This is a genomic window from Mycobacterium sp. 050272 (assembly GCF_039023525.1).
Taxonomy (GTDB): domain Bacteria; phylum Actinomycetota; class Actinomycetes; order Mycobacteriales; family Mycobacteriaceae; genus Mycobacterium.
On the sequence record NZ_JBCHKV010000025.1, the window covers coordinates 1 to 14,817 of the forward strand.

Below are 14,817 nucleotides of genomic sequence, written 5' to 3' on the forward strand. Positions count from 1 at the left end.
TCGGCATCTACGGCAACCACGACAACGGCACCTACCTCACCACCCTGGACATCACCAACCTCCACCTCACCCCCACCACCATCAACAACACAACGTTCATCGGTCTGGAAGGCTGCGTGCGATACAAACGCCGCGGCCGCGACATTCTCTACACCCAGCAGGAATATGCGGCGATCATTGCCGACATGCCCGCCGCTGACGTACTCGTCACCCACTGCCCGCCAGCGGGCATCAACGACCACTCCGACCCAGCCCACGTCGGCATCACCGCCCTTCGCGACTGGATCGACACGCACAAACCGGCACTACTGATCCACGGTCACACCTACCCAGAAAGCCCTGTGCGCCAGTACCGGTCTACTCGGGTGGAATATGTCCGTGGCGCCGCGATCGTGTCGCTCTAGGCCCCACTGACGCCTTCAGACCAGGATCTCGCCCTCTGCTGGCAACATGGGCCCTGACGAAAACCACTCGGCACCTGGTCTGTGGTGGTGCGCTCGAAGGGTCGGGAACGTGACTTAGCAGATTTGGGAACGTGCAGACTGTCGGCTTGGGAATCAGCCCGCGGTTGGTGCAACCTTTGGCTACCAGTTCGCGCAGCGCCCGGCGGCGGGCACGGCTGGCTGCTGGTGCTCACGCAATCGGCGTTACCCGGGCCAGCAGTCACGCACGTTCAAGCAGCGTGCGGTCGTGATTGATGATCCCGCCAGCGATAGGGCAGATCAGGTGTTCTCCAATGCGGCCGCTACTAATCATTGGTTCGGCGCCCGCAAGGCACGGCTGTGTTTTGGGTGGCGTCCCGCCACTCAGCCGATTTGGAGAGTTCGTCGGGTCGGTCCCCTATTGAACGGATAGTGCGCGCCGGTCGTCAGAACTCGGCACGCAACCCCGGAATGCCCGTCACGACAACGCGCTGAGGCGTGAAGGTGACTCGCCGTCCGGTCTGGCTTTCGTCTCGGGGCATATCGTCGTCCCACACTAACGTGGCTGTGCCGGTTAGTTGCAGCGTTGTCCCCGTGGGGAAGTCGATGAAGAGCAGGGCAGTGGTCGGGTCGACCGCGACATTGCCCAGGCTGTTGAACAGGTTGTTGCCCCGGTAGTCCGGCCACCAGAGGCGATCGTGCTCGATGTGGACGAAGCCGGTCGGCCCGCCTCGATGGGAGGCGTCGTTGCCCGACGTCGGATGGCTCGTGCCCAGGAAGAATGTGTCGGCGCGTTCGATCAGCTGACGGTCCTCCGGGCGCAAGAGTTCGCCAGTGAAAACCGGTGTGCGGTCTGGGCCGGAAGCGTTGGCGGAGAGGCGCAGGTGGCGGTTCCGGATAAATTTCGGGCAGTTGCCGTATGCCTGGTCGACATCGATTGCCAGACCGCCGGAATCAGCCTGGGCCAGAACGCCGTTGATGCGCACTCGGCGTCGGGCGGCGAAGTCGATCACGATCAGCCCAGCGGGCTGGCCGGCCGGTAGGTCGTGCAGCGGGTCGGCGTCGGGAAAGGGGTTCTCGATATGCAGTGTGGTCGGCGTTGCCGCCCGAAGGAACCCGGGTTGTCCCAGCAGCGGTGAGGTCCACAGTCGGCCTGCGGCGTCGCGCGCGGTCAGGACCGCCAGCTGCGCCGCCGCCACGAAGTCAGCCGTGGCTGTGCGGAGCTGGCCGCGGGTCGCCATCGGGGCCAGCCGCTCGGCGCGTGAGCGCACTCCGGCGCGTGTCTGGACGGCCAGCTCGCCGCTGTGGAACCCCACAGCAGCTGGCCGGTTTTCGTTCGTCATCTGCAGGGTCACAGGGGGTTACGACCGGCGAAGGCGACTACTCGCTGGGTGGGGGTCGCGTTCGCACTCGCCTCGACCTCCGGACCGAAGAGATCTTGGGGACGCAGCGCCGGGACGAGCTGCGATCCGACCGCTTCTGCCAGGGCAGCCTCGGCCTCGTCGAAGTCGACCGGCTTGCCGATGGCCACCGCCAGGTCCCAGCTGTGGATCAGCGTCGAGTAGGTGATGATGCCGATGGCCTGGCGGGCCGGCATCTCCCCGATGACGGTCAGGATGGGACGCTCCCAGTCGGTGATTGTGGTCCACGCTTGCTGTGAGCGGTCGACGGACTTCTCGACGACCGTGAGCGGGGCTGAACCGAGGATGTCCGCCCCGCTGAAAAGTTCCTGCTCGGTCGGGCCGCCCTGTCCGTCGAGGGCCGCTGCAAAGGCGTCGATCGTGGCGACGGTGTGGCTGAGCAGCGACCGCACGCTCCACCCTGAGCACGGACTGGGGGCGTCCAGATTCGACACGCTCAGAGTGGAGACCAGGTCGACCAGGCGCTTATCGGCCTGTTGCAGCAGGTCCAACGAGTTCATCCGAGTTCCTTTCGTTAACTAACGTTTGACAGCAATGTTTACCGTTAGATTTTGTACCCGCGCTGCCTAACGTTGTCAACATCTTGATAGCATTAGTTAAATGAATACCGGGTCACGGCTCCAAAGGGCGCAGGCGGCGGGATTCGTCGTGGCGGGAGAGCCCTTGGCTGTGGACCTGGCCGACACGATCATCACCAGTCGGGATCCAGTCGTCGATCTACTTGCCGACGAGGCGGCTTGTCGGTTCTGGTGGGGCCTGCAGCAGGATCGACTACCCGACGGGACGCCGGCGCCGTCACGTGCGCTCACCATTGAGCTGCGTCAAGCAGTTCGCGAGATACTCGACGCACACATCGCCGGGATCACTCCCAGCGCAGCGGTCGTCGATCGTGTCAACGACATCGCAGCAAGCGTGGCCTGCACACGCCAGCTGGTGCAGACCCCAGCCGGGTGGGCCGCCCTGACCACTCGCCATCCACCCGCCGACCGGCTCTACGAACTCGCGCGAGCCGCCGTCGCCGAAAGCCTTATCGATCTGCTGGTCGGACCCGCACGCAACCGCCTGCGCAGATGTGAGAACCCGACGTGCAGCATGCTCTTCGTCGCCTCCGACCCCCGCCGCAAGTTCTGCACCCAGAACATCTGCGCCAACCGGACACGAGTGGCCCGGCACTACCACCGCCACCACCGCACCTGACCCGGGCACCCAACCGCGCGTCGGGCATGTGCCGCACGTGTTGATGCTTGACAGTTACCAACATCGGAGGTCCGTGAAGCACGTTCTTTACGCCGGAGGCCGTCTCCCAGGTGTTGTCGGCCGCTCGCCTGTTCGGGTATACGGCGAATTTGCTGTTCTCGGGTGTCCGTTTCCAGAGTTCGTGATCACGTCGTCCGTGGTCAAGTATTCGCCGATGATCGCGGTGCCTGGGCCTGGATGGGCGCCAGGCCCGGCGACCGCGGCCGTGTTTGCGGCGGTCAAGTTCCCGCCACATTCCGCGCACACGATTTTCGCAGCGGTCACCTTCCCGCAGTCGTAGTGCACGGTGAGCACCGGCGCCGCGGTTGAGAGCCACTTGTCTCCCCACGCGATCAAAGTGGCGATCACCGGGTACAGCTCGAGTCCTTTCGCGGTGAGCCGGTATTCGTGGCGCACCGGCGAGCTTTGATATTGCCGCCGCTCGACGATGGTGTGACGCTCGAGCATCGCCAACCTCTCCGCAAGCACGTTTGACGCGATGCCCAGGTCACGCCGAATGTCCTCGAACCGCGACATGCCGACGAACAGATCCCGAAGGATCAGCGGAGTCCAGCGCCCACCGACCACGTCAAGCGAGCGCGCGATCGAGCAAGCGACGTTTGCGAACGACTGCCTCGGCATGTCATCACGATAGTCTCTTGCATTCTAAAATGCCCGCCTGCTAGGTTACTTGCAAATCACAATCGACGAGAGGACGGCGCAATGAGTGTGACCGAAACCGCCGACTCTGTTGCTGCCTTCTGCTCGGCGGCACAAGCCAACGACATTGACGGCATGGCCTGCGCGCTCGCGCCGGATGCCGAGTTGATATCGCCGCTGTCGGGCCGGATGGTCTTTCGCGGACACGACGACCTCCGCGTACTGCTGGGCGCCGCGTTCGGCAGCCTGCGCGACCTGCGTTGGCGCGAGTTCGCAGGCAAAGACCAACTCCATGTTGCGGTCAGCGAAGCGCGCGTCGCTGGTCTTGGCATAAACGACGCCATGGTAATCGAACTCGACGACGACGGCCGCATACGGAGGATCCGCCCACATCTGCGGCCCTGGGCACCGCTAACCGTGTTCGCCTTACAGCTCGGCCTCAAACTCGCCCGGCATCCCGGCCTCATCCGTCGGGCACTACAACAGAATCAGTAAACGCATGAGTTTGCGAATGCGGGAAGGGAAACGGTCGCGCCGCGTGGAAGGTGGCATACCGCCCGTCGGCAAGTACAAGCGCGATCGGGCGCGGACGTTGACGCGGCTCGTCGTGCAACCGCCCCTGGGCCTGACCGGCTCCGAGCGGCCGGGAAACTGGAGTAGATCCAGTTGCGGAGCTGGACGACAAGGGGCGGGCATGCGGTAGATGGGATCTGACGACGGCTCTTGGACGCCCGTCTGGCCTGGTGAGACCGAGTGGCCGAGAACGCGATTCGGTGGATGGGGGCGCACCTCGCCGACGTCGAGATCAGCGTCGTAGCGGGATCGCGGCGTCGAATTCGGCGGCCTTGCCTGCGGACTGCCACCGCAGCCAGCGCTCCCATCGGCCGAGCGAGACCTGTTGCCAGCGTTGGTCGACGGCGGGAGACACCCGCCGGGCGATCTCCATGCCCGCGATGACCGGGGCACGCATCAGCAGCAGCGCGATGCCCAGTCGCGGGGATGGCGGGGCGTAGCGGCGGCGGTTCCACGGCAACATGTACAGACCGGCGTATCCGGCCTGCACACGGTAGTGGTACTGGGCTCGCAGTCGATCCATGCCCCGCTGTGCGGCCGTGGGCGAGAATGCCGGAACGAACGACTCGACGAGTTCCTTGCCGGTGTCCCCGGAGTCGTAGCTGCGGGCGGCGTCGGCCATGAACAGGATGCGCCAGGCATCCAGGGCCGTGGTCGGGAAGTATTGGGCGCAGCGCACGCCGACCAGGTGACCGCAGTACCGGTTGAAGTGCAACACCGCGCGCACCTCCTGTGCAGAGGTCAGGTGCCCGAGCAGAAACAGCCCCGCAGCCGGTGCCACACTGCCGCCCAGCAGGGTCAGCAGCATCGCGGACTGGCTGATCGGAAGCCCCCAGCGCTGCGCGTCCCATTCGCGGTGTGCGTTGACGCGGGCGCGGATGCTGACGTGCATAAGGCGCACGTGCAGCGAGATGTTGCGCGCGGTCGAACCGGGATCAAGCACCGCGCCGGGCTTGCTCACCTCGATCCACCAGCGCGAGGTCTCCAGGTAGCGGTGCAGCGCCCGCGCCCCGGCGTAACCCCCGGACAGCGAAAGCGGTTGGGCCAGCCAGCCTTCGGTGTAGGTGTCCATGGTGCCAGCGTTGCCCACCGCCCCGAGCGCGTAGGCCCAGCGCCGCCACACCGCCGCGCCCTGCTCGACCATGTCGGCATCGACCCAGTCCGGAACCTTTTCGAACTCGTCGAACAGCGCCCGCATCGACTCCGGCGCCCCTGCGACGTTGTCGATACCCACCCGCTGTGCTTCCTCGACCAGGTCGCGGGCCCGCCGGGCGCCCAACGGACCGTGATAGGTGTCGGCGACGAACCGCTCGGCCACCGGATCCCCTTCGGACAACCCGGCGATGAACGCCTTGGCGATCTCGTCGGGTGGGAACAAATCCATTCCGGTCCACCGCAATACCCGATCGCGCACCTTCGCGTGCGCAGTGCCGGTCCGGCTCTCGGGGTAACGAAACGCAGCGGGAACGGCCGGCCAGGATCCTGCGGCGTCGGACACCATATCGCCCTTCTTCTGCCATCGTTCGCGCGGCGATGTGCCGTTGATGGTATCGGGCCGGGCTGTCCGGGACCGCTGCGGTCGGCCGCGTCAGGACGACGCCGACAATTCGTACACCAGGGGTTTAACCCGGGCGGTGCGGCGGCGGTATTCGAAGGTGTAGCCGGGCCAGTTGGTCGGGTCTCGGCCCTGGTCGTCGACGTACCAGCTGGCGCAGCCTCCGGTGGCCCACACGGTGCGCTGCTGGCGTTCACGCAGTTCGGCCATGAACCTGGCGTGGGCGGTCGGGCGGACTTCGATGGTGTCCGCGCCACCGACATGGCGGGCCTGGCTTTCGAGCATGTAGATCGCCGAGCCCGAACTGCCGAATGTGTTGGGCCCGTACATGAGGAAGAAGTTCGGGAACCCGGGCACCGACAACCCGTGCCAGGCATGCGGGATATCGGCCCACTCCTGAGCGAGCGTGCGCCCACCGCGTCCCGTTACCCCAACTAGCCAGCGCCGTGCGGGCGTCGCCGAAAACCACGATTGCCGCGTCGTGGCGAACGGGAGTCATTGGTGCGCAGGGTGACTGACGTTGACGTCAGGTCGCGGCCTGCCAATCATCGGTCGCCAGCAGGACCACGTTGTTGTGGCTCGTCAGGTGTGCGGTGTACGCCGAGCGGCTGTGGATCGTTCACAGCAGCGCCGAGGATGAACGAACAACGGCTAGCTGCCGCAACGACATTGGGCACCACAAACCGAGACCGCAGCGGCGCCAACCGAATTCCGCCGCCATGCACAGAATCACTCGCGCATATGAGCGGAGCCTACGTCGATCGCCGCCACCCCATTGAGGCGCGGCTCCGGGTACGCGTGCACAGCCTCTGTTCGTGTGCGCAACAACCCGGCGCCGCGATCATCGAGGCGTTGTTACGCGCTGATCTGGATGGGTCGCAGGGTGAGCGCTTGGCGGGCGCGCTTTTCGACGAATAGCGGTATGAAGTCGCGGATCGGGCAGGATGCGAACCTCGCGTGGGCGTGGTGGACGGCGGCGCTGACGTCTTCAGGCCGGGCCTGGGGAAATGCCGTCATCAGGCGACGCACGACCTCGGCGATAAGGGTCTGCTCGCTGGTCTGTTTCATAACCTGAAGCGTCGCGTCCAGTGGGGCGTGGCGTCAACCGGTGCCCTTGGGGAGCGCCGTTCGGGATCGGGTGTCACGATGACCGTTGTGACTGACCCGGATATCGCTCAGGCCGTCCAGCTGCTCGACGCGCTGCACGAGCACCTCGCTGTGATGGTCCCACGACTCGCACAGGCTCAACGCGAAGGGGCGGCCGGGCAGACCAGCCGCGCTCGGGCGATGCGACGGCAGGCCGCGACACTGCACCGCGACATCACGCACGCGCGTTTCCTCATCGAGCGGCTGCACCGTCGCTTCCCCAACATCACGACCGAACCGACGGCTCCCGCCGGCGAACCCCGCAGGAGGTTGGGGTCTCAACGGCAACCGAAAACCGATCAGGTATTCGCAAGGTGAGTCCCAGCGGTCGTTACACCTGACGATTGACGATGGCGCCACAGGTGTGGCCGCAACTCGACAACAGATGCCGATACGCCGCCCTTAACTCCACTTGCGCTCAACCCGACGTTTCCGATGACTTATCGGGGCGGCTCAGCGGCTACCCCGTGAGTAACGGCGATGGGGGTTGGCGACGGGCGCTGGGGACCGTCTGTCGCAGGTTTGCGGGCCGATCATTGCGGCTTGGACACCTGCGCCACCCATCGTGCGCCCACGCGGTGGGTACGGGTCAAGGTCAAGCCGGCCCGCTCGGTCACCTCGGAGGCGCTGTCGACTCCGACCGACGCCCAGTCAAACCAGCGCCCCGTCCCAGTATCGGATTCCAGGCGAACCCGTCGCTGTTTGACACCCGGTGTCGCCGGGTCGAACTCGACAAGGCATTGCCCGCCGGGAGCCAGCAGCCGCGCGGCGCGGGCCAACACCCGCACGGGATCGCCACCGATGCCGACGTTGCCGTCGACGAGCAGCACGGTCCCCCAACCACCCTCACCCGGCAACGCACCGAACACGTCGCCGCGCACGGCAGACGCGCCGCGCTGGTTGGCGATCCGCACGGCGGTCGCGGATTGATCGATTCCCAGTGCGGGTAGTCCACGCCGAATCAGTTGTGCGACCAGACGTCCCGGTCCGCAACCGAGGTCGATCGTCGGACCCTCGCACAAAGACACCACCGTTTCGTCAAACGAGTGGTCCGCGCCGTGATGGCCAAGCCAGAGATGCACTGGCAGCTCTACGCGTTCCCCGTCGTCGTGGCGCAGCCAGCAGCGCTCCCCCAGAAGCGCGCGCTCGTACTGCGGTCCCAGCATCCGCCCTCCAGCTACGAGTAGAGGGCGTGGCACGCCCGTTGGGTTGAATCGCCGATCGGTCGTCGGCTCCGAAGCGTGTGCACCCGTCCGCGGCGCCTGACGCGTACGGTCATTCTTATATCCGGGTGACGTCGACTACCTGGCGAGCGCAGGACACGTAAGGATTCCGTCAGCAACGACTGGTATCGCGCGTGGGCGGCGGATGTCTGCGCTCAGCGTTGGGGCCGTTGACGCATCACACCACCGCTGCCGGGAACCGTCACCTCTGCGACGGTACGTTGGTAGGCGTCGCGGCTGGCGGTGTCCCCTGAAACCTTGACCGTTCCCCAGTCGAGCTCTGGGTGCCCGATCAGGCGGCTGGGGATCTCGTAGAGGTTTCCGAACTGGGCGAGCTCAGCGAAGGTGCCCCCGACTTCGGGGTCTCGGTCCTCGGTGAGCCAGGGCCGTGGTGACTCGATCACCACGCCGGGTGTCTGGGCGACGCCGCCGGAGACCGTGGCGATGTCGCGCACGCACGGAAACACGAACGACTGCGGCCAGCTGAGCAGGACCGGTCGGTGGGCGGCAAGAAACCGGTTCAACGGCACGACCGAACGCAGCCGCGGTCCGGTGAAAGCCAGCCAACCGAAGGCGTCGGTGCGGGTGTCGACCGCCTGGATCCGTACCCGGTCGGCGCCCGGGGGCACATCGGTGGCATCGACACCGATCGTGCGCCACAGCGGATGGTCGGGATCCTCGCCGGCGGCCGGACGGTCGGGCGGGCCGCGGTCGCTGAGCACACTCACCTGTGTGCCCGCGCTGTGGCCGAATTCGAAGGCGAGCGTGTTGCCGCCGTCGGTGCGGCCCGACACCGACACGGCGATGCCGGCGTCGGGCGAGAGCACCGGCAACACGAACCAGGGGCTGGTCATGGTTGCCGTGGCTGCGACGCCGGCCGCGCGGCTACCCCACAGGAAAGTGGACGTGCCACTCCCCGGCGGGTCGGGCGGCGGCGCGCTTGGCAGAAAACCACCGTGGGCGATGAACCCGGCGATCGCGCCGCCCGAGTCGGCCGCCACGTCCAGGACCGCGCCGTCGGGCAACACCTCGACGTCATCGGCCAACCCACACAACGGACCGCCGCTGATCCGGTGCATGTTCATCAGGGCCAGTGAACCCGCCGGACGGCGGATGGGAGCCGCGACAAACGAGCCAACCAGCAGGGCCAGCCCTACACCGACAGCGGTCACCGCAATCACCGCGGGACCCGCGGACACCACCCACAGGGCGCCCCGCCGCCGTGCGGCAATCCCCGCCGCCGCCGACAGCACCGCCACCAGTCCGATCCACAGCAGCGGATGAGCCAGCGGCAGGCCGAGCGGTCGGGGTGCCGCATCGGCCCACGGGACGTCATAGACCGCTGGCAGCCACCACGCGTTCGGTCCGGCGAAGGCCAGCGCCACCGCGCCGGCGGCCAGTATCGATCCGGCGACCCCGGCAAGAACGCCGTAACGATCGGCCGTCGCGACGCGCCGGCAGAGCATCACGACGCCCACGGTGAGCAGCGCAGCGAACAGTCCCGCCACCGACCCCAAGTGATAGGACCACTTCGACGGCGACAGCGCCAGCAGCAGCAGCGCCATCGCCACGACCCCGGCGAGCCGAACACCGACTCGGCCGATCCGATCGCCGCGGCGCCGCCCCGCCAGGACGGTGATCGGCACCATCGCGATCGACAGCAATACGGGCAGCCGCTTGGCGAAGCTGCCCTGCTGATCGGAGCGCAACAAGTAGCGATAGCGCAGCGGCTCGTCGTACCACCGCAGCGATGGCCCGAAGAAGTTGTGCCAGTCGGTCGCCACCACCACGCCATCCCAGGTCTGATCGGCGAAGACGACGGTCAGAGCCACAGCCGCGACGCAGCCCAGCATCGCGACAACCGCCACCGTTTGAATGCGAGTGGATGCCGAACGCACTGCCGCGATAAGCCGCGGGGCGAACACCACGATCGGGGCCACGACCAGAACGCCGTTGGCGCTGATCGGCACCGTGACGGCGACGACCAGCAGCAGCCAGCCCACACCGACCGGACTGCGGGCGCGCATTGCCAGCGCAAGACCTGCCGTAACACCCAGCGCCACATAGGGTTCCGGGCGGGTGCCGAGGTTGAACGGCAGCCAGGTGGCCAGTAGGAACAGCGCCGCCAACCCTCGGACCCGTATGCTCGCCGCGACATCGGGCAATGCCGCGCGCAGTACGCCGCGCGTCAACACAAACCAGGTCGCGACCGCCAACACCGTGCTGGGCCCCCGCAGCCACAACGGCGCCACACTCACCCCCGTCATCGGTGCGAGCAGCTGCTGACTCAACGCGAACGGCGTCTCGGCGGCGTTCCACCAACGGTAGTAATTTCCCGGGTTGCCCGTCGCTCCTTGGTTGCGCGCAATCATGGTGGCCCAACCGTCGTCGACGGCCAGCGGACCGATCACTGCCCACCCGGCCAGCACCATCACCACCGCGGCGTCGACCCACCACACACGATCCCACCGCCGCCACCGCCACCGTCGACGCCGCGGGGCGGGTCGCGGCAACAACCACAGCGCCGCCGCGGCCGCGGCCACCTGCACCCCGATCAGGGCGCTTTTCAAGGGGCCCGGGGACGTGGTGAAGGAATCGCCGACCTCGACGCGCACCTGCATCCCGGTCGCAACGGCCGCGTCCAGGCCCGTACGGAACCCGAACACCTCCGGAACCGGTTGTCCAGGCAGCTCGATGGCGCGCCCGGAGTCGGCGCCGCGCACCGACATCCCGTTCGGTCCGGCCTCGACGTGCACGTCACACCCCACGTCGCGGCGCGGAACCGGCAAATGCACGCTGCGCCCGTCGGCGCCAACATTGATCCCTGTGCGATCACCGCCGACGGTCAGGCCCGCGGCCCCACTGCCGGTGCTCAGTGCGATGACACGCGCGTCGGATGCGGTCGTGGCCCGCAGCGCCGGGCACGGGATCGTCGCCTGCAGGTGCAGCGGTCGGTAGGGCACCACGATCGCGCTGCTGGAGACGACCGCCTGGCCGGGCACCGGCCAGGTCAGCGTCGTCGTTTGGGCCCGCACCGGACAAAACGGCAGCGCGAGGCCGGCAACGATGCCGACGAGACCGACAAGCAGGGCCAACCACGCGGGAGGCGCATCGCGTGCACGCTGTGACACCAAGTCTGCACATACCTTCGGGTCCGGGCCGACAGGGTTCGCACCCAACGTTGCCGGTCCGTCGTCGTGGCTCGCTCGCAAACCGCTCCGACGTCACGATGCCGTCACCTTCAGCGTCACGCCTGCCATCGGTCCGCTACCATAAACGCCTGCACCCGGCGCGGCGGCCGATGCCAACCCGCTACCACGACATTTCTGTCCATCGGCGACGTAGGACCGCGGCAGCAAATCCTCTGCCGACAACGAAATCCTCTGCCGACAACGGCGAAACTCGATGAACGAGCCAGCGCGTCGGTCATGGCACCGCGATACGGCCACCTGGTGACCGGCTCTCGACCTGCCGACAATCGGTCGGCTAGCCGGCTGGCAACCGGTCTGGCGACACGATCTGCAAGCTGTTCTGGCCGCCGGGGCTGCTGCCGGTGATCAGCACGGTGCCCGATGCCGGATCCACCGCAACAGAATTGGGCTGTTGGACGGTGGGGACGTCGGCAACGATGCGCGGCGTCGCGGCGTCGGTGGTGTCGATCACCCGCATCAGGTTCGACGCGGTCAGGGTGACATACAGGCGCGCACGGCGCGCGTCGTAGGCCAGCCCGTATGGGTTGCCGGGGGCCTCGATCCTGGACACCTGCGAGAGCTGCGGTTCGATTCGCTCGATGAGTACCGCGCCGCCCTCGGTGTCGGCGAGCGCAACCAGATCGGTGGACAACCCCACCACGTGGGTCAGTTTCACCCCGACGGGGCCGTGCGCGACGAGCCGCTGCGCGGAGGCGTCGTAGACCCATAATCCGTTTCCCCGCACGTCGGCGACGGCCGCGTACTTGCCCACGGCCGCAACGCCTCCCGGCTGCACCGGGCCGGCGGGAGCCGAACCGATGACCTGGCCGTCGCGGACGAAAACGACCCCACCACCGAGTTCGTTGGTGACCACAGTGGTTCCATCCGCGGCCTGGGCAGCGTCGTGCGGCTGGTGACCAACTCCGGTCGTCGCGGCAACAACCGCGCCCTGCGAAAGCGACAACTGCAGTAGCTCGTTGGAGCCCTCCAACGGCACCAGGACGGGCCCGTCGGGTCCGGCCAGACTCAGGTGCCGCGCCGCTGCGGTGGTCGAGATCCGTCGATGCAGCGCACCTGTCGCAGCGGTGAACAACACCACGCCGTCGGGATTGCGCACCGCGACCGCCCCGACTCCGGACCGTCCGACAACGATTCCTTCCGGCGCAGATCCGATCGACACCACCCTGCCCGCGGGCGCAGTGCGCGGCGCACCCGCGATGGCGGGTTCGGCCGGCCGCACCGCGCCCGATGTGGGAGCCGAGCTCGAGGTGGACACCGGCAAGCCGTCATCACGGCCACACCCGACCGTCACGACGCCGACGGCCAGGCCGACGATCAGTGCGATGGATGCAACGTCCCGCGAAACCCGCATTCGTCGAGCCCGTGGCCTCAGTCGACATCTGCAATCGCAGTGTGCCGGACCGAGTGGTCGACACCATCGACGATCGCGGGCCTGCCCTCCGGCGGCATCGCCGATTCGCCGAACCCGGCCCGCGCGTGTCGCCACCGCCACCGCACCGTGAGCACGACGACTACCAACAGGGCCAGCACCACGACGGTGTCGGGAACATGAGCGGCCAGAGCCGCCGCCGCCGTCTCGGCACGCAGCGCGATGCGGGGATCGACGGTCGGGATGCCGGTGCTGCCACCGAAGAAGACGAACGCCGCTCCGGTGGCGACAAACAGCAGCCCACCGATGGCCGACGTGGTGTGAAGCTGTAGTCGGCCAACCTGGAATTCCCTCCCCCGCAACCATTTTCGATGCCCGATGTCGAACCGTTGCCACGCCGCTGTCAAGATCAACAGCGGCGCGGTCATGCCGGCGGCATAGACGGCGAGCAGCACGGCACCACGCAGTGGGGCCGCACCGGCGGCGGCGACGGTGAGTACCGCGCCCAGGATCGGGCCGGAACAAAACCCGGCCAGGCCGTACGCGGCGCCCAGGCCGGCGGTCGACACCCAGGTGCTGCGCTGGGCCATGCGCGCCTGAAAGCGCGCTACCGGCGCCAGAGTCCACCCGCCGCCGAGAATCTGAACCAGGCCGAAAGCGATGACCACCGTCCCGGCCGCGACGATCAATAACATCCGATGCTCGGTGAGGATGGCCGCCAATCCGCCTGTGCCCGCACCCAACGGGACAAGGACGGCGGCCAGGCCGAAGTAGAAGACACCGGTGCGCGCCACCATCATCGTCGGACCGGAAAAGGCGTAGGCGAAGAAGGAGGGCAATAGCAGCGCGTTGCACGGGTTGAGCAGGGCCAGCACTCCACCCAGAAACGCGGCCAGGTAGCCGATGTCCAGCACGTCAAGACGCCTTCACCAGGGCGGCATCGATGACCTGACGAAGCGTGTCCAAGGATTGCGCCCCGATGAGCAGCTCGTCGTTGACCAGGAAGGAGGGCACGTGGGTGATGCCGAGCTGTCGTGCGTCGCTGCGGTCGCGTTCGACCGCGTCAGCGACGGCGGGGTCACCCATGTCGGCGACGAACCTGTCGACGTCCAGTCCCGCGCCGCGCGCCATTGCGATCAGCGACTGCTCGGTTACCGCCCCGCTGTTTTCCGGGGCCTGATCGCGGTAGAACGCGTCGTGAAACACCCAGAACGCCCCTTGGCGCGCCGCTGCGCGCGCGCCGCGCGCGGCCAGCACCGACTCCGGACCCAACTTGGCCAGGTCATGCCATTCGAAGCGCACCTTGCCGGTCTGCACATAATCGGCGATTAGCACCGGCTCGCTGTCCAGAGCGAACGCTCGGCAAAACGGGCACTGGAAATCACCCCACTCCGCCACCACGACCGGCGCCGACACCGAACCCATCGCGAGAGGATCGGTGGCAGAGGGCTGATGCGCGGCCCGCCACGCCTGAATCGCCGAGGACGCGGCGGCGGGTCCTGACCGACCGGGCTGCGTCTGCGGTTCGGACGAATGGTTGACGCCGGCCACAGCAAGCACCACCACAACCGCGATCGCACCTGCGCCCAGCCACCACCGTGCACGCCCGGCCACCAGGCGCCCAAGGGTTCCCGACGCTCTCGGGTGTCGGGTGGTGGAAACCTCCGTCGAGTCGTTCAACATCACATCATCCATGGTTCACTCATATGTCAATGTTGGATGCCACATGAGGCAGAACCTCTTTCGGGCCGCCTGGTGCGTTCCGTAGTCGAAACAAGCGGTGCTGACGCGAGGGTGTGCATGCCCGTAACTCCTTGCAGCCGAAGGAATCTGATTAACTCCCGGATTCGACGACCGTATTGTCCTGGACCGAAGCCTACGCGCTCACCATCGGGTCAGGACTTGGCGGTCACCGTTCCGTCACAATTGGCGCGATCCAATTGCTTTGCCGCGGTGCGACAATCAGTACAGCCGCCGAAGGCGCCGGCCCCAGCGCATCG

Annotated in this window: 15 protein-coding genes; 4 read left to right on the forward strand and 11 right to left on the reverse strand. The window is 67.1% G+C overall.

What is annotated here, in order from left to right:
- Positions 1-404, forward strand: a 404-nt coding sequence (locus tag AAHS21_RS29200) for a metallophosphoesterase (protein WP_342930864.1), incomplete at its 5' end; no start/stop codon positions are given.
- Positions 405-868: 464 nt separating this feature from the next.
- Here AAHS21_RS29200 and AAHS21_RS29205 read toward each other — a convergent pair.
- Both AAHS21_RS29205 and AAHS21_RS29210 read right to left on the reverse strand, forming a co-directional pair.
- A complete protein-coding gene (locus tag AAHS21_RS29205; protein WP_342930865.1) occupies positions 869-1,765 on the reverse strand; it encodes a pyridoxamine 5'-phosphate oxidase family protein in 897 nt (298 codons plus the stop codon).
- 8 nt (positions 1,766-1,773) lie between these two features.
- Entirely contained in the window at positions 1,774-2,343 is a 570-nt protein-coding gene (locus AAHS21_RS29210) for a TIGR03086 family metal-binding protein (protein WP_342930866.1), read from the reverse strand.
- 100 nt (positions 2,344-2,443) lie between these two features.
- Here AAHS21_RS29210 and AAHS21_RS29215 point away from each other — a divergent pair, with 100 nt between their 5' ends.
- The gene (locus AAHS21_RS29215; RefSeq protein ID WP_342930867.1) at positions 2,444-3,040 is read left to right on the forward strand and encodes an ABATE domain-containing protein; all 597 of its coding nucleotides are present in this window, start codon (positions 2,444-2,446) and stop codon (positions 3,038-3,040) included.
- Positions 3,041-3,127: 87 nt separating this feature from the next.
- Here AAHS21_RS29215 and AAHS21_RS29220 read toward each other — a convergent pair whose 3' ends face one another.
- Positions 3,128-3,721: a helix-turn-helix domain-containing protein gene (locus AAHS21_RS29220; protein WP_342930868.1), complete on the reverse strand. Its 594-nt coding sequence runs from the start codon at positions 3,719-3,721 to the stop codon at positions 3,128-3,130.
- A gap of 81 nt (positions 3,722-3,802) precedes the next feature.
- Here AAHS21_RS29220 and AAHS21_RS29225 point away from each other — a divergent pair, with 81 nt between their 5' ends.
- Positions 3,803-4,234 carry a nuclear transport factor 2 family protein gene (locus tag AAHS21_RS29225; protein WP_342930869.1) on the forward strand — a complete coding sequence of 144 codons (432 nt, stop codon included), beginning with the start codon at positions 3,803-3,805 and terminating at the stop codon, positions 4,232-4,234.
- Between the two features lie 310 nt (positions 4,235-4,544).
- On the opposite strand, the gene AAHS21_RS29230 is transcribed toward AAHS21_RS29225, so the two are convergent.
- The 3 genes from AAHS21_RS29230 to AAHS21_RS29240 all read right to left on the reverse strand — a co-directional run bounded on the left by AAHS21_RS29230 (position 4,545) and on the right by AAHS21_RS29240 (position 6,935).
- The gene (locus AAHS21_RS29230) at positions 4,545-5,726 is read right to left on the reverse strand and encodes an oxygenase MpaB family protein (RefSeq protein WP_342930918.1); all 1,182 of its coding nucleotides are present in this window, start codon (positions 5,724-5,726) and stop codon (positions 4,545-4,547) included.
- A gap of 174 nt (positions 5,727-5,900) precedes the next feature.
- Positions 5,901-6,224 (reverse strand): hypothetical protein, encoded by a 324-nt coding sequence (locus tag AAHS21_RS29235; RefSeq protein ID WP_342930870.1) that lies wholly within the window; start codon positions 6,222-6,224, stop codon positions 5,901-5,903.
- A 498-nt stretch (positions 6,225-6,722) separates the two neighbouring features.
- Complete coding sequence (locus AAHS21_RS29240; protein WP_342930871.1) at positions 6,723-6,935, reverse strand: hypothetical protein; 213 nt, start codon at positions 6,933-6,935, stop codon at positions 6,723-6,725.
- Between the two features lie 78 nt (positions 6,936-7,013).
- Here AAHS21_RS29240 and AAHS21_RS29245 point away from each other — a divergent pair, with 78 nt between their 5' ends.
- Positions 7,014-7,331 carry a hypothetical protein gene (locus AAHS21_RS29245; RefSeq protein ID WP_342930872.1) on the forward strand — a complete coding sequence of 106 codons (318 nt, stop codon included), beginning with the start codon at positions 7,014-7,016 and terminating at the stop codon, positions 7,329-7,331.
- A 215-nt stretch (positions 7,332-7,546) separates the two neighbouring features.
- Here the strand turns inward: AAHS21_RS29245 and AAHS21_RS29250 are convergent, their stop codons facing one another.
- The 5 genes from AAHS21_RS29250 to AAHS21_RS29270 all read right to left on the reverse strand — a co-directional run bounded on the left by AAHS21_RS29250 (position 7,547) and on the right by AAHS21_RS29270 (position 14,512).
- The gene (locus AAHS21_RS29250) at positions 7,547-8,179 is read right to left on the reverse strand and encodes a class I SAM-dependent methyltransferase (RefSeq protein WP_342930873.1); all 633 of its coding nucleotides are present in this window, start codon (positions 8,177-8,179) and stop codon (positions 7,547-7,549) included.
- Between the two features lie 212 nt (positions 8,180-8,391).
- Entirely contained in the window at positions 8,392-11,367 is a 2,976-nt protein-coding gene (locus tag AAHS21_RS29255) for an arabinosyltransferase domain-containing protein (protein WP_342930874.1), read from the reverse strand.
- 355 nt (positions 11,368-11,722) lie between these two features.
- On the reverse strand, positions 11,723-12,799 hold the full coding sequence (locus AAHS21_RS29260; RefSeq protein ID WP_342930875.1) for a hypothetical protein: 1,077 nt from the start codon (positions 12,797-12,799) through the stop codon (positions 11,723-11,725).
- Between the two features lie 17 nt (positions 12,800-12,816).
- Entirely contained in the window at positions 12,817-13,731 is a 915-nt protein-coding gene (locus tag AAHS21_RS29265; protein ID WP_342930876.1) for a cytochrome c biogenesis CcdA family protein, read from the reverse strand.
- Position 13,732: 1 nt separating this feature from the next.
- Positions 13,733-14,512 (reverse strand): thioredoxin domain-containing protein, encoded by a 780-nt coding sequence (locus tag AAHS21_RS29270; protein ID WP_342930877.1) that lies wholly within the window; start codon positions 14,510-14,512, stop codon positions 13,733-13,735.
- Positions 14,513-14,817 lie beyond the last annotated feature (305 nt).